Genomic DNA, 17948 nt, shown 5'->3' on the forward strand with positions numbered 1-17948 from the left:
ACCTTTTCGTGACCTCGACGTACTTGACCTTGAAGTACTCGACCTCGTAGCACCGCACTGCCGGGGGGCGGACCGTTGCACCTGGAGGTACCCGACGTGTCGTCCCTGCCCGCCCTACTGGCCGCCGTGAGCCCGTCCCCGTCACCGTCGCCGTCGCGGACGAACCCGGCGGTCCCCTCGATCCAGGACGCGCAGGAGAGCGCCACCCAGGCCGCGAGCTGGGTCGAGGAGAACTGGTCGACCTGGCTCGCGATCGGCCTGCGCGTGCTGCTGATCCTGGTGATCGCGGCGGTGCTGCGGGTGGTGGTGCGGCGGGCGATCACCAAGCTGATAGAGCGGATGAACCGCACCGCGCAGGCGGTCGACGGCACCGCGATCGGCGGTCTGCTGGTCAATGTGGAGCGCCGCCGGCAGCGTTCGCAGGCGATCGGCTCGGTGCTGCGCTCGGTGGCGAGCTTCCTGATCCTCGGCACGGCCGGCCTGATGATCCTCGGGGTCTTCAGCATCAATCTGGCCCCGCTGCTGGCCTCGGCCGGTGTCGCGGGCGTGGCGATCGGTTTCGGCGCGCGCAACCTGGTGACGGACTTCCTCTCCGGCGTCTTCATGATCCTGGAGGACCAGTACGGCGTCGGTGACCAGATCGACGTGGGCGTCGCCTCCGGCGAGGTCATCGAGGTGGGCCTGCGGGTGACGAAGCTGCGCGGGGACAACGGCGAGATCTGGTACGTGCGCAACGGCGAGGTCAAGCGGGTCGGCAATCTCTCCCAGGGCTGGGCCACGGCCGGCGTCGACGTCACCGTCCGCCCGACCGAGGACCTCGACCGGGTCAAGGCGCTGCTGGCGGAGACCGGCGAGAGGCTGAGCAAGGAAGAGCCCTGGAACGAGATGCTCTGGGGCCCGGTCGAGATCCTCGGCCTGGACAGCGTGCTGCTGGACTCCATGGTCGTGCGCGTCTCCGCCAAGACGATGCCGGGCAAGTCCCTCACCGTGGAGCGCGAGCTGCGCTGGCGCATCAAGCAGGCCCTGGACCGGGCGGGCATCCGCATCGTCGGCGGCCTCCCGGCCCAGCCGGACCTGGAGAAGGACGCCGACCCCACGGCGGGCATGTCCGCCCCGTCGGCCTTCGCCAGCACCACCTCGCCGCAGTCGACGGCGGCATCCCCGCTGAACCCGCCGAAGTAGCGGCACCCCAGCACCGAGGGAGGCGGCGCCCGGACGACACGGGCGCCGCCTCCCTCGCTTCTCGGCCCTTCGCCCACGGGCGCCGCCTCTTTTGCATCCCGGCCTTCGCCACGGGCGCCGCCTCCCTCGCATCCCGGCCCGTCACCCAACGGACGTGCGCCCCCTATTGACGCCCCCTCCCCGCCCCGCATACCGTCCTGCCATTGATAGGAAACCTTCCTAACAGTGATCTACCGCGGCGCGGCGTCCCATGAGAAGCTGGCCCCGAAAGGCAGGTGTCGAGTCCATGGCAGGAACCGCCGGTACGCCGGGTACCCCCCGCGTGCTGCGTGCCATGAACGACCGGGCGGCACTGGACCTGCTCCTGGAGCACGGCCCGCTGAGCCGCACCAGGATCGGCAAGCTGACCGGGCTCTCCAAGCCGACCGCCTCCCAGCTGCTCGCCCGCCTGGAGGCCGCCGGGCTGGTCCGGGTGACCGGCACCAGCGAGGGCCGGCCGGGCCCCAACGCCCAGCTGTACGCCGTGAACCCCGCCGCCGCCCACGCCGCCGGCCTCGACGTCACCCCCGACCGCATCCGCGCCGCCGTCGCCGACATCACCGGCGAGACCGTCGGCGAGTTCGAACTGCCCACCCCCGGCCGCCGCCCGGCCCAGCCCGTCGTCCAGCAGGTCACCACCGCCCTGGACGGCGCGGTGAAGGCCGCGGGACTGACCCGCGACGACGTCCACCGCCTGGTCATCGGCACGCCCGGCGCCTTCGACCCCTCCACCGGCCGCCTGCGCTACGCCTCCCACCTGCCCGGCTGGCACTCCCCCACGCTGCTGGACGAACTCGCCGCCGCGCTGCCGATGCCGCTGGAGTACGAGAACGACGTCAACCTCGTCGCCGTCGCCGAGCAGCGCCGCGGCGCCGCCCGCGGGCACGGCGACTTCGTGCTGCTGTGGAACGAGGAGGGCCTCGGCGCCGCCCTGGTCCTCGGCGGCCGGCTGCACCGCGGCTGGACCGGCGGCGCCGGCGAGGTCGGCTTCCTGCCGGTGCCGGGCGCGCCCCTGGTCCGCCAGGTGACCAAGGCCAACAGCGGCGGCTACCAGGAGCTCGCCGGCTCCCAGGCGGTCCCCGAACTCGCCCGCGAGCTCGGCATCGAGGACATCCCCACCGGGCGGTACGACGAGGTCGCCGCCGCCCTCATCGCCCGCGCCGCCGATCGTCCGAGCGGCCCGTACCGCCGGCTGCTGGAGACCTACGCGACCCGCCTCGCCACCGGTCTCGCCTCGCTCGTCTCCGTCCTCGACCCCGAGCTGGTGGTCCTCAGCGGCGCCTCGCTGACCTCGGGCGGCGAGGTGCTGCGCGGCCTCATCCAGGCGGAGCTGGCCGAACTGGCCGCCGCCCGGCCCCGTCTCGTCGTCGGCGATGTGACCGAACACCCGGTTCTGCGCGGCGCGTTGGAGAGCGCGCTCGCGACCACGCGCGACGAGGTCTTCGACACCTCTCGCTGAACACCACCCCCTCCGCAGGTCCCCGATTCCCCCACCCGTCCCCCTGGGAGCTTCGCCATGCCCGGAATACCCAGAAAAGCGGCGTTCGCCCTCGCCGCCTCCGTCTCCCTCGCCCTCCTCACCGCCGCCTGCACCGGCTCCTCCGGTACGGGCGCCTCCGACGACCCCTCGAAGGGGACGACCCTCACCTTCTGGCACGGCTGGAGCGCCCCCTCCGAGGTCAAGGCCGTCGAGAAGCTGGTCGCGGGCTTCGAGAAGGCGCACCCCCATATCCAGGTGAACGTCGTCGGCAACATGACGGACGACAAGATCAACCAGGCGCTGCGCGCGGGCGGCAGCAAGGCCCCGGACGTGATCTCGTCGTTCACCACCAACAACGTGGGCAAGTTCTGCTCCTCGGGCGCCCTGGTCGACCTCGACCCGTTCTTCGAGAAGTCCGGCATCGACCCGGCGAAGACCTTCCCGAAGGCGATGAACGAGTACACCCGGTTCGACGGCAACCGCTGCGCGGTCCCGCTGCTCGGCGACGCCTACGGCCTCTACTACAACAAGACGGCGTTCGAGAAGGCCGGGATCGAGGCACCGCCGAAGACCTGGTCCGAGTTCGTCCGGGTCGCCAAGAAGCTGACGATCCCGCAGGGCAGCTCCTACAAGCAGCTCGGGTTCATGCCGAACTACCACGGCTGGGAGACCACCACCGAGCACTACCTCGGGCAGTTCTCCCCCACCTACTTCACCCCGGACGGCAAGTCCAACCTCGCCGGGGACCCCGCCTTCGAGACCGGATTCAGGCTCCAGAAGAAGCTCGTCGACGAACTCGGCGGCTTCGAGAAGCTGGAGAAGTACCGGGCCGGGCTCGGCGACGAGTGGGGTCCCCAGCACCCCTTCCACACCGGCCAGGTCGCCATGCAGCTCGACGGCGAGTGGCGGCTCGGCATGGCGCTGGACGCGAAACCGGACTTCGAGATCGGCGTGGCCCCGCTGCCCGTCCCCGACGACCAGGCGGACCAGTACGGCAAGGGCTACATCACCGGCACGATCGCCGGCATCGCGGCCACCAGCGAGAAGCAGAACGCGGCCTGGGAGCTGGTGAAGTACATGACCACCGACACCGACGCGGTGGTGGGCTTCTCCAACGACATCCACAACGTGCCCTCCACCCTGGAGGCCCTGAAGTCCCCGAAGCTGAAGTACGACCCGCGCTTCAAGACCTTCCTGGACATCGCCGCACACCCGCACTCCTCCACCACGCCCGCCTCCGTCAACGGCGGCGCCTACCTGGTGACCGTCCAGCAGCTCGGCTACGACTACGAGAGCGGCCGGCTCACCGACCTCAAGGCGGGTCTGCGCAAGGCCGCCCAGCAGATCGACACGGACATCGCGCAGGCGAAGTAGCCATGAGCACGTACACGTTGCGGACGAAACGCCGCCGCGCGGCGCTGCGCACCGCCGCCTTCATGTCCCCCTGGATCATCGGGTTCTCGGTGTTCTTCGCGTACCCGATGATCTCGACCCTGTACTTCTCCTTCATGCACTACGACGGCTTCCGGCCGCCGGTCTGGAGCGGGACGAAGAACTGGGTCTACGTCTTCGAGCACTACCCGCTGTTCTGGCCCGCCCTGCGCAACACCCTGTGGCTGGTGCTGGTCACGGTGACCCTGCGGGTCGCCTTCGGGCTGGGCGTCGGCCTGCTGATCACCAGGATCAAGACGGGCACGGGCGTCTTCCGCACGCTGTTCTACCTGCCCTACCTCGCCCCGCCGGTCGCGGCCACGATGGCCTTCGCGTTCCTGCTCAACCCGGGCACGGGACCGGTCAACTCCCTCCTGGAGGGCGCCGGGCTCCCCGCGCCCGGCTGGTTCGGCGACCCCGACTGGTCCAAGCCCGCCCTCACCCTGCTCGCGCTGTGGGGCATCGGCGACCTGATGGTGATCTTCATGGCCGCGCTGCTCGACGTGCCGAAGGAGCAGTACGAGGCGGCCGAGCTGGACGGGGCCTCGGCGTGGCAGCGGTTCCGGTTCGTGACGCTGCCGAACATCTCCCCCATCGTGATGTTCGCCGTGGTCACGGGCGTGATCCAGACCATGCAGTACTACACGCAGCCGCTGATCGCCGGGAAGGTCGCCTCCGGGGTCATCCAGGGCTCGGGCACCCAGTTCGAGCCCGGCTTCCCCGACAAGTCCACCCTCACCCTCCCCCAGCTCGTCTACAACCTCGGCTTCCAGCGCTTCGACTACGGCTCGGCCTGTGTGGTCGCGCTGGTGCTGTTCGCGCTGTCGATGGCGTTCACCGCGCTGCTGATGCGCCGCCGGGGCGGGCTGATCCAGGCAGGTGAGCGATGACGCACGCACTCTCCCGCGCGGCGCAGTCGACGCCGGCCGTCGCCCGCCGCAGGGCCGCCCTGCACTGGATCGCCGTCCACTCCCTCGGGATCGCCGCCGCCCTGTTCTTCACCCTGCCCTTCGTGTTCGTGGTGCTGACCTCGCTGATGAGCGACAGCCAGGCGCTCAGCCGCGATCTCGTCCCCGACACCTGGGAGTGGGGCAACTACCGGAAGGTCTTCGACACCCCCGGCTTCCTGACCTGGTGGCGCAACACCCTGCTCTACGCCGGTCTCGGCACCGTCCTCACGGTCGTGTCGTCGGTCCCCGTCGCCTACGCGCTCGCCAAGTTCCGCTTCCGGGGCCGGAATCTGTCGCTGATGCTGGTCGTCGCGATGATGATGCTGCCCCCGCAGGTCGTCGTGATCCCGATGTACCTCTTCTGGGCGAAGCAGCTGGACCTGTCCGGCACGCTGTGGCCGCTGCTGATCCCGATGGCGTTCGGCGACGCGTTCTCCGTGTTCCTGCTGCGCCAGTTCCTGCTGACCATCCCCGACGAGTACCTGGACGCGGCCCGTGTGGACGGCTGCGGCGAACTGCGCGCGCTGCTGCGGGTCGTGCTGCCGATGGCCAGGCCCGGCATCGCGGCCGTGGCGCTGTTCCAGTTCTTCTACGCCTGGAACGACTACTTCGGCCCGCAGATCTATGCCTCCGAGAACCCCGGCGCCTGGACGCTGTCCTACGGCCTGGAGTCCTTCAAGGGCGCGCACCACACCGACTGGAACCTGACCATGGCCGCCACCGTTCTGGTCATGGCCCCCGTGATCCTCGTGTTCTTCTTCGCGCAGAAGGCGTTCGTCGAGGGTGTCACGCTCACCGGAGTGAAGGGTTAGACACACGTGAAACTCACCGTGGTCGGCGGCGGTTCGACCTACACGCCCGAACTGATCGACGGCTTCGCCCGGCTGCGCGACACCCTGCCGGTGGAGGAGCTGGTGCTGGTCGACCCGGCCGCCGAGCGCCTGGAGCTGGTCGGCGGCCTGGCCCGCCGGATCTTCGCCCGGCAGGGGCACCCCGGCCGGATCGTCACCACCGCCGACCTGGACGCGGGTGCCGAGGGCGCCGACGCCGTGCTGCTCCAGCTGCGCGTGGGCGGACAGGCGGCCCGCGAGCAGGACGAGACCTGGCCGCTGGAGTGCGGCTGCGTCGGCCAGGAGACGACCGGCGCGGGCGGCCTCGCCAAGGCGCTGCGCACGGTCCCGGTGGTGCTGGACATCGCCGAGCGGGTCCGCCGTACCAGCCCGGACGCCTGGATCATCGACTTCACCAACCCGGTCGGCATCGTCACCCGCGCCCTGCTCCAGGCCGGGCACAAGGCGGTCGGGCTGTGCAACGTGGCGATCGGGCTGCAACGCAAGTTCGCCGCACTGCTGGACACCGAGCCCGCCCAGGTCCACCTGGACCACATCGGCCTCAACCACCTCACCTGGGAGACCGGCGTCCGCCTCGGCGGCCCCGAGGGCGAGGACGTCCTGCCCAAGCTGCTCGCCGACCACGGCGAGGCCATCGCCGCCGACCTCCATCTGCCCCGCCCGCTCCTGGACCGGCTCGGGGTCGTCCCGTCGTACTACCTGCGCTACTACTACGCCCACGACGAGGTCGTACGGGAACTGCGCACCCGCCCGTCACGCGCCGCCGAAGTGGCGGCGATGGAACGGCAGTTGCTGAAGCTGTACGGCGACCCGGAGCTGGACGAGAAGCCGGAGCTGCTCGCCGGGCGGGGCGGCGCCTTCTACTCGGAGGCGGCCGTCGATCTGGCGGCGGCGCTGCTGGGCGGGGGAGGAAGCCCGTACCAGGTGGTGAACACGCTGAACCGCGGCACGCTGCCGTTCCTCCCCGACGACGCGGTGATCGAGGTGCAGGCGGCGATCGGCGCGCGGGGAGCGGTCCCGCTGCCGGTGGCCGCCGTCGACCCGCTGTACGCGGGTCTGATGGCGAACGTGACGGCGTACGAGGACCTGGCGCTGCAAGCCGCGCTGCACGGGGGCCGGGAGCGGGTGTTCCGGGCGCTGCTGGCGCATCCGCTGATCGGGCAGTACGCGTACGCCGACGCGCTCACGGACACGCTGATCGCGCACAACCGGGAGCACCTCGCGTGGGCGTGACAGCGGCCGTGCTCGCCGTCGACGCGGGCAACAGCAAGACCGATGTGGCGGTCGTGACCTCGGACGGCGAGGTGCTGGCGACCGCGCGCGGGGGCCCGTTCCGGCCGCCGGCGGTGGGGGTGCGGGCGGCCGTGGACCGTGTGGCCGAGGCGGTCGCGCGGGCGTTCGCGGACGCGGGGGTGAGCGGCGTCGAGCATGTGTCGGCGTGTCTGGCCAACGCCGACTTCCCCGTCGAGGAGGAGGAGTTGGCGGCGGCGCTGCACGCGCGCGCGTGGGGCGCGTCCGTCCAGGTGCGCAACGACACCTTCGCGATCCTGCGGGCCGGGGTGGCCGAGCCGCGCGGGGTGGCGGTGGTGTGCGGGGCCGGCATCAACTGCGTCGGCATGCGTCCCGACGGCCGCACCGCCCGTTTCCCGGCGGTCGGGCGGATCTCCGGGGACTGGGGCGGCGGCTGGGGGCTGGCGGAGGAGGCGCTGTTCCACGCCGCGCGCGCGGAGGACGGGCGCGGCGGGCCGACGGCGCTGGCCCGCGCGCTGCCCGCGCACTTCGGGCTGGACTCCATGTACGCGCTCATCGAGGCGCTGCACCTGGAGCACATCGGGCCGGCCCGGCGCCATGAGCTGACGCCGGTGCTGTTCGCCACCGCCGCCGACGGCGACCCGGTCGCCCGCTCGCTGGTCGAACGGCTCGCCGACGAGGTCGTCGGCATGGCCGCGGTCGCCCTGGGCCGGCTGGAGCTGCTGGACGAGGAGACGCCGGTGGTGCTGGGCGGGGGTGTCCTCGCCGCCCGGCACCCCCTGCTCGACGACGGCGTCCGCGAGCGCCTCGCCGCCCGCGCCCCCAAGGCCGTCCCGCAGGTCGTCACCGCCCGCCCGGTCCTCGGCGCGGCCCTGCTGGGGCTGGACCGGACGGGGGCCGGGACCGCCGCCCAGGAGAGGGTGCGCGCACACTTCGCCTGAGCGCCTCCCGCGTACGCCCCGCGCACACCGGGCAGTTCACCCCGCCTCCGGGGGAACCGAACCGGTTCGCGGGGCGTATTCATGGGCAGGCGGTGCTGTCGGAACCGCCTGCGCACCGCCGGGCCGCTCCACGGAACCGCCGTTCGAGCCGACCGGCGCCGGTGCCGCGGAGCCGCCCGCCGCACCGCGATCCGATCAAGATCCAGACAAGGCCGGTGCGAATGTCGGCGCGGGCAGCGATACTTGCGGCGACGGATGACCATGGGGGAGGTCAGCAGTGACACACCCGCCGAAGAGCAGCGCGGCACCACCCGCGCACATCGGCGCGCCCGCCGTGCCCGCGCAGCCGGGACCGGGCGGCCGCCCCGGTGCTCCCGCGCCGCCCGGTCCCGTCGCCGCGCCGCGCCGTACCGCCTTCGCCGAGGGCGTGGACCGGGTCCGCGCGGCCGCGACCACCGAGCCGGGCCGGCTGCGCATCATCGGCGCCGTCCTCGCCGCGCTGGTCGTCGCCTTCGGCGCGGTCACCGCCTGGCAGACCTCCGACCGCGCGGCCGCCGCCGACGCCGTGCTGCACGAGAGCCAGCCGCTGAGCTCCGCCGCGGCCGACATCTACCGCTCGCTCGCCGACGCCGACACCGCCGCCTCCAGCGGCTTCCTGGCCGGCGGCCAGGAGACCAGGGCCTCGCGCGAGCGGTACGAGAAGGACATCCGCCGGGCCGCGGAGGGCCTGGTGGAGGCCGCCGAGAACTCGGACCCGGACTCCCCCGCCGCCGCCACGATCGCCGAACTCAACCGGCTGCTGCCCGAGTACAAGGGCCTGATCGAGCGCGCCCGCGCCAACAATCGGCTCGGCTACCCGCTCGGCGGCGCGTATCTGCGCTACGCCAACGACACGATGCAGACCGAGATGCTCCCGGCGGCGGAGAAGCTGTACGTCTCGCAGAACCAGCGGCTGCGCGACGACTACGCGGACGCCACGCCGTACCCGTGGATCGCGATCGGCGCCGGTGTGCTCGCCCTCGGTGCGCTCGGCTGGGCGCAGCACCGCACCTATCTGCGCACCAACCGGGTCCTCAACCACGGCCTGGTCGCGGGCACGGCCGCCACCACGGTCGTGCTGCTGTGGCTGGTGATCGGCCACAGCGTGGCCCGCGCGGGGCTGAACGACTCCTACGACCACGGTGTGCGCTCGCTGAACGTCCTCAACGACGCCCGCATCGCCTCCCTGAAGGCCCGCGGCAACGAGAACCTGACGCTGGTCAGCCGCGGCGCGGAGACGGTCGAGGTGAAGCCGGGCGAGTTCCAGGACAAGTTCGACGTGGCCTTCCGGGACTCCATGAAGGACCTCGCCGACGGGCTCGCCGCGGCCGAGGACCTCGCCGACGACGCGGCGGGCACGGAGCCGGTGAAGGCGGCCGGCGGCAACATGCGGGAGTGGCAGAGCCGCCACAAGGAGGCCCGCGACGCCGACGACGCGGGCGACTACCAGACCGCGCTGAACCGGATCATCGGGACCAAGGCCGACAGACCGACCGGGGAGTGCTTCGACGCCGTCGACCGCAACCTGGACGTGGCGCTGCGGCACGAGCAGCGCGAGTTCCGGCAGGCCGCGGGAGACGGACGGGACGCGATGACCGGCCTGACGATCGGCGCGGCCGTCCTCGCGGTGCTGGGCGCGGCCGGGGCGCTGCTGGGCATCGGACGCAGGCTGTCGGAGTACCGGTGAGAGGGGGCATGACGATGCGGGCACGACGGTTGCGGGCCGGCCTGAGGGGCTGGGGCGGAGTGGGTGCGATGGCGGTCGTGTGCGCCCTCGCGGCGGTGCTGGCGCTGCTGCTGCCGCTCACCCAGCCGAGCGGCGACGGCAGCACCGGCCTGGGCGGTCCGGGGCGCGCCGAGGGCACCCTCGTACGGGCCGACGACTGCGAGGATCCCCAGGACCGCAGCCTCGCCCCGTCGGGCGCCGAGGGCGCCTCCATCGCGGCGATCAAGAAGCGCGGCTATCTCTCGGTCGGCGTCGACCAGAACAGCTACCGCTGGGGCTACCGCAACCCCAACAGCACGGCCGAGGACGTGCAGTTGGAGGGCTTCGACATCGATCTGGCCCGCCGCATCGCCACCGACCTGCTGGGCTCCCCCGACAAGATCCGCTTCAAGGCGATCCCCACCAACCAGCGCGTCCCGGCGATCCAGAGCGGCCGCGTCGACATGGTGGTGCGCACGATGACCATCACCTGCGCCCGCCTGGAGCAAGTGGCCTTCTCCGCCCCGTACTTCCTCACCGGGCAGCAGGTCCTCGCCCCGGTCGGCTCCCCCGTCGAGGGATACGACGACACGCTCGCCGGACAGCGCGTCTGCTCGGCCGCCGGGTCCACGGCGTACGACACGCTGAAGGCGGACCGCGCGAAGGGCAGGCTGGACGCCTCCACGGACATCTCCACGACCGTCCCCAACCAGCTGGACTGCCTGGTGCGGCTCCAACTCGGCGAGGTGGACGCGGTGGTGACCGACAGCGCCCTGGCCGCCAGCCAGGCCGCGCAGGACCCGACGGTGGAGCTCAAGGGCGAGCGCTTCACGACCGAGTACTACGGCGTGGCGATGAACCGGAAGGCACCCGATCTGGTCCGCCGGGTCAACCGGATACTGGAGCAGTACCGCATCGACCCGCAGGGCTGGCGGGCCTCCTACGACAAGTGGCTGCGGCCCACGCTGGGAGCGGACTCGGAGTCGGCGGTCCCGCCGGTGCCGCGGTACAGGTGAGCTGCGAGCGGCCGGACACGGGGGACGGCGGCGGACGGACCACGGAACACGACAGCGACGAGAGGTGATCGATGGGCGCGGGACCCACCGGGCCGGTGCTGGACCGGGACGAGGTGGACCGTGCGCTGGCGCGGCTCGGCGCGGAGCACGAGGCGATCGAGACCTCGCTCCTCGCCCTCCAGGACCACGCGGGCCGCAGACTCCTCGAAGGAGCCGCGCTCACCGGTGTCACGAAGGAACGCTGGGCGGCCACCGAGGCGTCGATCAGCCTGCTGTGGGCGTACTTCGACGCCTACGCGGCCGCGTTGCGCTCCGCCCGGGAGATCCGCGCCCGGCGCCGCTGGTCCAGCCGTGAGGACCTGGTCGAGCTGACCGAGCTGCTGCGCGGCGAGTCGGTCACCGTGCCCGGCGAGGGCAGGCTGAGCGAGGCGTTCTCGCTGGCGGGCCTCGTGGAGCGGATGAACGAGCTGTACGCGCAGTCGCTGGACATGGTCGTCGCCGCCGACGCGGTCTGGTCCGCGCTGCCCGCGCGCATCGATCTGCTCGCCGCCGAACTCCAGCGCACCCGGCAGCTCGCGCACTCGGTGGGCGTACGCCCCGGCGAGCATCCGGCGGGCGACGACCTGGAGCGCATCACCCGCACGCTCGCCCAGCTGCGCGAGCAGGTGGTGTCCGACCCGCTGGCGTTCTGGATACCCGCCGAGGGCAGTTCGGCACCCGGCGGCGGCCGGCCGGACACCACGGTCTACGACCGTGAGGCGCGCGCCCTGGAGGAGGTGCGCCGGGAGATCGACGCCGTGCTCACCGTGCGCCAGGACGCCGAGCAGCGCCTGATCCGGCTGCGGGACGTCCTCTCGCGCGCGGACCGCACGCTCGCCGAGGCCCGCACCGCGCGCGGCGAGGTCCTGGCGAAGATCGCGGCCACCGAGGTGCCGGTGGTCAGCGGCCCGCCGACCGTGCTCCAGGAGCAGCTCGCCACCGCCGCCGAGTACCGCCGCAACGCCCAGTGGCACCGCCTGTCCCCGCTCCTTGAGTCGCTGGAGCAGAAGGCGGAGGACGAACTGCTGCGCGCCCGCGAGTCGTTGACCGCGGTCACCGCGCCGCTCGCCGTCCGCGCGGAGCTGCGCGGACGGCTCGACGCGTACAAGGCGAAGGTCGCCCGGCACGGGCTCGCGGAGGACCCGCTGCTGATCGAGCGGTACGACGCGGCACGGCGGATGCTGTGGAGCGCGCCGTGCGATCTGCGCGTCGCCGAACAGGCCGTGCTGCGCTATCAGCAGGCGGCCGCCGAACTGCTGGGCGGCCCGCGGGTGCCCGGGCAGGGCGGTCCCGAGGACCGCAGAGGGCAGGGGTAGGGGGAGTCGTCATGAGTCAGGCACAGCAGACCTGCCAGCGGCCGGGCTGCGACGGGCGGTACGAGGACGTCGGCGGCGGCGAGCTGTACTGCGACACCTGCGGTCTCGCGCCGGTGGTGTCGGCGTCCGGGATGGTCGGGTCGGCGCCCACCGGGGTCACCGGGGGCGGCCGGGGCTCGTCGGGCAGCGGCAGCGCGCGCTCCGGCTCGCGCGCCAGCTCCCGTACGTCCTCGCAGTCGTCGAAGTCCCGGCGCTCGGTGTCGGGACGGCTGTCGCGTTCGCTGTCGGGCGCCGCGACCGGCCGTTCGGTGTCGGTGCGCAGCTCCGGCTCCTCCACCGGCTCCTCCGCGCGCGGCCGGCTGGGCGCGGGCCTGGTGCAGGTGCCGCAGATCCCGCGGCCCGACCCGCGCGCGATGGTGCTGGACAACCCCGAGGTGCCCGAGCGCAAGCGGTTCTGCTCCCGCTCGGACTGCGGGGCGCCGGTCGGCCGGGCCCGCGGCGACCGGCCCGGCCGCACCGAGGGCTTCTGCACCAAGTGCGGACACCCGTACTCCTTCGTGCCCAAGCTGAAGGCCGGCGATGTGGTGCACGGACAGTACGAGGTCGCGGGCTGCCTCGCCCACGGCGGCCTCGGCTGGGTGTACCTCGCGGTCGACCGGGCGGTCTCCGACCGCTGGGTGGTCCTCAAGGGCCTCCTCGACACCGGCGACCAGGACGCGATGGCGGCGGCGATCTCCGAGCGGCGCTTCCTCGCCGAGATCGAGCACGCCAACATCGTGCGGATCTACAACTTCGTCGAGCACCTGGACCAGCGCACGGGCTCGCTGGACGGCTACATCGTCATGGAGTACGTCGGCGGCAAGTCCCTCAAGGAGATCGCCAACGCCCGCCGCACCCCCGACGGCCGCCGCGACCCGCTGCCGGTGGAGCAGGCATGCGCGTACGGCATCGAGGCGCTGGAGGCGCTCGGCCATCTGCACAGCCGCAACCTGCTGTACTGCGACTTCAAGGTCGACAACGCCATCCAGACCGAGGACCAGCTCAAGCTGATCGACATGGGCGCGGTGCGCCGCATGGACGACGACGAGTCCGCGATCTACGGCACGGTCGGCTACCAGGCGCCGGAGGTCGCCGAGGTCGGCCCGTCCGTGGCCAGCGACCTCTACACGGTGGGCCGCACCCTCGCCGTCCTCACCTTCGACTTCCAGGGCTACACCGGCGTCTACGCCGACTCGCTGCCCGACCCCGACACGATCGAGGTCTTCCGCCGCTACGAGTCCTTCTACCGGCTCCTGGTCCGGGCCACCGACCCCGACCCGGCCCGCCGGTTCGCCTCCGCGCAGGAGATGGGCGAGCAGCTGACGGGCGTGCTGCGCGAGGTGGTCTCGCTGCAGACGGGGCGGGCACGGCCGGCCCTGTCGACGCTGTTCGGGCCGGAACTGAAGGTGACCGACACGGAGTTGGTGCCGCGGCTGGAGGGGGAGGTGTCGCGGCTGGGGGTGCGGGCGGCGCGCGGCCGCAGAGCGGCACCGGTGGCCGGGGCCGGGGGGCCGGGCGGCGGAGCCGCGGGGGCGGTGGGCGCCGGAGGGGCCGGGGGGCCGGGCGGCGCAGCCGTCCCTGCGCCGGCGGTGCCGCATCTCGTCAAGCCCGTGGACAGTCCCGCCGCCGCGCTCGCCCTGCCCGTGCCGCACGTCGACCCGGCCGATCCCAACGCCGGTTTCCTGGCGGGCCTCATGGCCACCGCGCCCGCGGAACTGCTGGGCGCCCTCGCGGCGGCTCCGGCGCCGTCGATCGAGACGCGGCTGCGGCAGATCCGGGCGTGGCTGGAGAACGGGGACGCGACGGCCGCGCTGGGCGCCCTCGGGGAGCTGGAGACGGAGCGGCCGGACGACTGGCGGGTGGTCTGGTACCGGGGCGTCGCGGCGCTGGTGACCGGCGACCACGAGGGCGCCGCGCTGGCCTTCGACGCGCTCTACGACGCCTTCCCCGGCGAGACCGCGCCGAAGCTGGCGCTCGGCCTGTGCGCCGAGGTGCTGGGCCAGTTGGACAACGCCGCCGAGTACTACCACCTGGTGTGGGCGACCGACCCCGGCGTGGTGAGCGCCGCGTTCGGGCTGGCCCGGGTGCAGCTCGCGACGGGCGACCGGCGTGCGGCCGTGGCCACGCTGGAGTCGGTGCCGGAGTCGTCCATCCACTACACGGCGGCCCGCGTCGCCGCCGTCCGGGCGCGGCTGCGGCTGCGCACGGCGACCGCCGCCGACGTGACCTTCCTGGACGATCTGACCGCCGCCGCGGTGCAGGTGCAGGCGCTCGACGCCTACGGCCTGGACCCGACGCGGCGCGAGGAGTTGTCGACGGAGGTGCTCGGCTGTGCCCTGGACTGGATACTCTCCGGTGGCCAGGGTTCCGCCCCTCCCGCCGCCGGGGGACGGACGCTGCTCGGCAGCGCACTGGACGAGCGGGGCCTCAGATTCGGCCTGGAGCGCTCGTACCGCACGCTGGCCCGGCTGGCGCAGCGCGGCGAGGAGAGGATCGACCTGGTGGAACGTGCCAACCGTTACCGCCCCCGGACGTGGGTGTAGTTGATGTCCCAGATGCCCCAGCAGACCTCGCTGTCGAGGTGCCCGAGCTGTGCGGAACCCCTGGAGTCGGGGGACCGTTTCTGCGGCGCGTGCGGATACGACCTGTCCGCCGTGCCGCAGCGGCCCGAGGCCCCGCCGGCGACGGCCGTGAACGGCTCCGCGCCGGCCACCGCCGCGGGCTGGCCACCGCCCGCCCCGGACTCCTCCGACACCCCGCCCCCGCCGCACCTCCCGACGGACCTCCCGGGCACCGACTCGGGCGGCGGCCCCCTCCCTGCGCAGGAGCCGCTTCCCGGCGGCGCGCCGGGTGTACCGGGCGCGGGAGCCGCCTCGCCCGCCGCCCACGCCCCCGCTCCGGCGTCCGGGCCGGAAGGGCGGTTCGAGCCGGCCGCCGCGCCGCAGCCGCCGTACGGCCACGCGCCGACCGCCCCGGCACCGGCGCAGGCACCGGCACCGGCACCGGCACCGGCACCGCAGCCCGCCGGACAGCCACAGCCCCCCGCACCGGCGGCTCCTGCCACTCCGGCCACCCCTCCGGCGCCCACCGCACCCCCCGCGGCGAGCGCCCCCGCCGCCCCACCGGCACCTCCCGCCCCCGCCCCTGCGGCCGCCCCCGCCGAAGGCGTCCGCTTCGACCACCGGGCCGAGCCCGACGAGTACCCCCTGCAGGCCCCCGACCCGCGGGTGGCCGACCTGGGCGGGGCGCTCGGGGACGAGCCGACGCTGTGCGTGGCCTGCCGGGCGGGCCGCGTGGACGGCGACGGGTACTGCGAGAACTGCGGGCACGCGCAGCCGCGCGAACGCGACCACATGGAGCAGGAGTGCGGCCCGATCGCCGCCGTCAGCGACCGCGGACTGCGCCACCACCGCAACGAGGACGCGTTCGCCGTAGGACACACCGCGCTGCCCGACGGCTCCCCGGCCGTGCTGGCGATCGTCTGTGACGGCGTCTCCTCGGCCACCCGCCCCGACGACGCCTCGCTGGCCGCCTCCCGCGCGGCGAGCGAGTCCCTGCTGGCCGCCCTGCCGCGCGGCACGCACCCGCAGACGGCGATGCACGAGGCGATCGTCGCCGCCTCCCACGCCGTCAACTCCCTCGCCGAGGAGCCCGAGACGGCCCGCGAGCACGCCCCGCACCAGAACGCCCCGGCCTGCACCCTGGTCGGCGCGGTGGTGACGGCCGGCCTGCTGGTGGTCGGCTGGGTCGGCGACAGCCGCGCCTACTGGGTGCCGCTGGACCGCTCCGCGCCCGCCGCCCGGCTCACCGAGGACGACTCCTGGGCCGCGCAGATGGTCGCCGCGGGCCTGATGAGCGAGGCCGAGGCGTACGCCGACGAGCGTGCCCACGCGATCACCGGCTGGCTCGGCGCCGACGCCTACGAACTGGAGCCGCACACCGCGTCGTTCAAACCGGACCGGCCCGGTGTGGTGATCGTCTGCACCGACGGTCTGTGGAACTACGCCGAGGCGGCCGAGGAGATGGCCGAGGCCGTCCCCCTCGACGCCGCCGCCCGTCCGCTGCACAGCGCCCGCGTCCTGGTCGGCCACGCGCTCGACGGCGGTGGCCACGACAACGTAACAGTGGCCGTCGTGCCGTTCCCGGCCCCGCTTCCGGGGGCAGGATCGGCCTGAGAGGCCGAGCGCCCGCGCGGAGCCGTACCGAAGCGCCACACACAACGGGGAAGCAGTGGCGGACCGGAGGGGACCGGTCCGCCCACAGTCATCGGTCCCGCCACCTCGGGGCCGTAGAGGGGGATGTTCCAGGCATGGCCAATTTCCACAAGTCGAACGTGCCGCAGTTCTCGGTGGACGTGTACCAGAACGAGTACCTGCCGGAGGGCGGCCGCGAGGTCAACGCGATCGTCACGGTCACCGCGACCGGCGGCGGCACCATCGGCAGCGCGGTCACCGCGCCCCACGTCTGGTCGCCGGGCCAGGGCCCGTCCGCGGCCGTGGCGATCATGGTCGACTGCTCGGGCTCGATGGACTACCCGCCGACCAAGATGCGCAACGCCCGTGACGCGACGGCCGCCGCGATCGACACCCTGCGCGACGGCGTGCACTTCGCGGTGGTCGGCGGCACCCATGTCGCCAAGGAGGTCTATCCGGGCGGCGGCCGCCTCGCGGTCGCCGACGCCACCACCCGCGCGCAGGCCAAGGAGGCGCTGCGGGGGCTCAGCGCGGGCGGCGGCACCGCCATCGGCACCTGGCTGCGGCTCGCCGACCGCCTGCTGGCCTCGGCCGATGTCGCCATCCGCCACGGCATCCTGCTCACCGACGGCCGCAACGAACACGAGTCACCCGAGGACCTGCGCGCCGCGCTGGACGCCTGCGCCGGCCGTTTCACCTGTGACGCGCGCGGCGTGGGCACCGACTGGGAAGTGAAAGAAGTCACAGGGATCGCCTCCGCCCTGCTCGGCACCGCCGACATCGTCGCCGACCCGGCCGCCCTCACCGCCGACTTCACGCGGATGATGGAGACGGCCATGGGCAAGGAGGTCGCGGACGTCGCGCTGAGACTGTGGACCCCGGTCGGTACGACGATCAAGTACGTGAAGCAAGTCGCGCCCACCGTCGAGGACTTGACCGACCGCCGCACCGAGGCGGGCCCCCGCGCAGGCGACTACCCCCTCGGCTCCTGGGGAGACGAGTCCCGTGACTACCACCTCTGCGTCGAGGTGCCGCCCGCCCACATCGGCCAGGAGATGCTGGCCGCCCGCGTCTCCCTGGTGATCCCCGAACCCGACGGCAGCGTGCGCAACCTGGGCGCCCAGGGTCTCGTACGGGCCGTATGGACCGACGACATGGCCGCCTCCACGTCCATCAACCCCCAGGTCGCCCACTACACCGGCCAGGCCGAACTGGCCCAGGTCATCCAGCAGGGCCTCGATGCGCGCAAAGCGGGCGATATGGACGGAGCAACGGCCAAACTGGGCCGCGCCGTTCAGCTGGCGAGTGCCTCCGGGAATGCCGATACTGCGAAACTGCTTGCGAAGGTGGTGGACGTCGTCGACGCGGCGACAGGTACTGTGCGACTGAAGGCGAAGGTCGCGGAGGCCGACGAGATGACTCTCGAGACACGGTCCACCAAGACGGTTCGCGTGAAGAAGTGACGCAGTACGACCC

Annotated in this window: 14 protein-coding genes; 13 read left to right on the plus strand and 1 reads right to left on the minus strand. The window is 73.1% G+C overall.

Translation table 11 applies throughout. The features are described 5' to 3' along the window. Positions 1–96 precede the first annotated feature (96 nt). The 10 genes from ACSU6M_RS11905 (at position 97) to ACSU6M_RS11950 (ending at position 12240) form a co-directional block, all read left to right on the plus strand. Positions 97–1182 carry a mechanosensitive ion channel family protein gene (locus ACSU6M_RS11905; protein WP_437069408.1) on the plus strand — a complete coding sequence of 362 codons (1086 nt, stop codon included), beginning with the start codon at positions 97–99 and terminating at the stop codon, positions 1180–1182. Between the two features lie 286 nt (positions 1183–1468). Continuing rightward, on the plus strand, positions 1469–2680 hold the full coding sequence (locus tag ACSU6M_RS11910; protein ID WP_437069410.1) for an ROK family transcriptional regulator: 1212 nt from the start codon (positions 1469–1471) through the stop codon (positions 2678–2680). A gap of 57 nt (positions 2681–2737) precedes the next feature. Beyond that, a complete protein-coding gene (locus ACSU6M_RS11915) occupies positions 2738–4075 on the plus strand; it encodes an ABC transporter substrate-binding protein (RefSeq protein ID WP_437069412.1) in 1338 nt (445 codons plus the stop codon). A 2-nt stretch (positions 4076–4077) separates the two neighbouring features. Continuing rightward, entirely contained in the window at positions 4078–5022 is a 945-nt protein-coding gene (locus ACSU6M_RS11920) for a carbohydrate ABC transporter permease (RefSeq protein ID WP_437069413.1), read from the plus strand. Then, positions 5019–5894, plus strand: a complete 876-nt coding sequence (locus tag ACSU6M_RS11925) for a carbohydrate ABC transporter permease (RefSeq protein WP_437069415.1) — start codon at positions 5019–5021, stop codon at positions 5892–5894. Before ACSU6M_RS11920 ends, ACSU6M_RS11925 begins: the two co-directional genes overlap by 4 nt. 6 nt (positions 5895–5900) lie before the next feature. Further along, the gene (locus tag ACSU6M_RS11930) at positions 5901–7166 is read left to right on the plus strand and encodes a 6-phospho-beta-glucosidase (RefSeq protein WP_437069417.1); all 1266 of its coding nucleotides are present in this window, start codon (positions 5901–5903) and stop codon (positions 7164–7166) included. Continuing rightward, positions 7157–8125 (plus strand): N-acetylglucosamine kinase, encoded by a 969-nt coding sequence (locus ACSU6M_RS11935; RefSeq protein ID WP_437069418.1) that lies wholly within the window; start codon positions 7157–7159, stop codon positions 8123–8125. Before ACSU6M_RS11930 ends, ACSU6M_RS11935 begins: the two co-directional genes overlap by 10 nt. 277 nt (positions 8126–8402) lie before the next feature. Further along, positions 8403–9851, plus strand: coding sequence for a hypothetical protein (locus ACSU6M_RS11940; protein ID WP_437069420.1), 1449 nt, complete (start codon positions 8403–8405; stop codon positions 9849–9851). A gap of 14 nt (positions 9852–9865) precedes the next feature. Next, positions 9866–10885, plus strand: a complete 1020-nt coding sequence (locus ACSU6M_RS11945) for a glutamate ABC transporter substrate-binding protein (RefSeq protein ID WP_437075106.1) — start codon at positions 9866–9868, stop codon at positions 10883–10885. A gap of 71 nt (positions 10886–10956) precedes the next feature. Further along, positions 10957–12240, plus strand: a complete 1284-nt coding sequence (locus ACSU6M_RS11950) for a hypothetical protein (protein WP_437069421.1) — start codon at positions 10957–10959, stop codon at positions 12238–12240. 16 nt (positions 12241–12256) lie between these two features. Here the strand turns inward: ACSU6M_RS11950 and ACSU6M_RS11955 are convergent, their stop codons facing one another. After that, positions 12257–12577 carry a hypothetical protein gene (locus ACSU6M_RS11955; protein WP_437069422.1) on the minus strand — a complete coding sequence of 107 codons (321 nt, stop codon included), beginning with the start codon at positions 12575–12577 and terminating at the stop codon, positions 12257–12259. Here ACSU6M_RS11955 and ACSU6M_RS11960 point away from each other — a divergent pair. From ACSU6M_RS11960 to ACSU6M_RS11970, 3 genes are all read left to right on the plus strand, one after another. Beyond that, on the plus strand, positions 12555–14822 hold the full coding sequence (locus ACSU6M_RS11960) for a tetratricopeptide repeat protein (RefSeq protein ID WP_437069424.1): 2268 nt from the start codon (positions 12555–12557) through the stop codon (positions 14820–14822). The genes ACSU6M_RS11955 and ACSU6M_RS11960 overlap by 23 nt on opposite strands. A gap of 3 nt (positions 14823–14825) precedes the next feature. After that, on the plus strand, positions 14826–16454 hold the full coding sequence (locus ACSU6M_RS11965) for a PP2C family serine/threonine-protein phosphatase (protein WP_437069426.1): 1629 nt from the start codon (positions 14826–14828) through the stop codon (positions 16452–16454). Positions 16455–16588: 134 nt separating this feature from the next. Then, the gene (locus ACSU6M_RS11970; protein WP_437069427.1) at positions 16589–17935 is read left to right on the plus strand and encodes a vWA domain-containing protein; all 1347 of its coding nucleotides are present in this window, start codon (positions 16589–16591) and stop codon (positions 17933–17935) included. The last annotated feature ends 13 nt before the right edge of the window (positions 17936–17948 follow it).

Origin of the sequence: Streptomyces sp. enrichment culture, assembly GCF_964272895.1 — a bacterium.
GTDB lineage: Bacteria > Actinomycetota > Actinomycetes > Streptomycetales > Streptomycetaceae > Streptomyces.

What these genes read in the sequence shown, in the direction of transcription:
- ACSU6M_RS11910 (WP_437069410.1), top strand. Translation starts at nt 1,469, where the DNA reads ATGGCAGGAACCGCCGGTACGCCGGGTACCCCCCGCGTGCTGCGTGCC.
- ACSU6M_RS11920 (WP_437069413.1), top strand. Translation starts at nt 4,078, where the DNA reads ATGAGCACGTACACGTTGCGGACGAAACGCCGCCGCGCGGCGCTGCGC.
- ACSU6M_RS11965 (WP_437069426.1), top strand. Translation starts at nt 14,826, where the DNA reads ATGTCCCAGATGCCCCAGCAGACCTCGCTGTCGAGGTGCCCGAGCTGT.
- ACSU6M_RS11945 (WP_437075106.1), top strand. Translation starts at nt 9,866, where the DNA reads ATGCGGGCACGACGGTTGCGGGCCGGCCTGAGGGGCTGGGGCGGAGTG.
- ACSU6M_RS11970 (WP_437069427.1), top strand. Translation starts at nt 16,589, where the DNA reads ATGGCCAATTTCCACAAGTCGAACGTGCCGCAGTTCTCGGTGGACGTG.
- ACSU6M_RS11925 (WP_437069415.1), top strand. Translation starts at nt 5,019, where the DNA reads ATGACGCACGCACTCTCCCGCGCGGCGCAGTCGACGCCGGCCGTCGCC.
- ACSU6M_RS11915 (WP_437069412.1), top strand. Translation starts at nt 2,738, where the DNA reads ATGCCCGGAATACCCAGAAAAGCGGCGTTCGCCCTCGCCGCCTCCGTC.
- ACSU6M_RS11950 (WP_437069421.1), top strand. Translation starts at nt 10,957, where the DNA reads ATGGGCGCGGGACCCACCGGGCCGGTGCTGGACCGGGACGAGGTGGAC.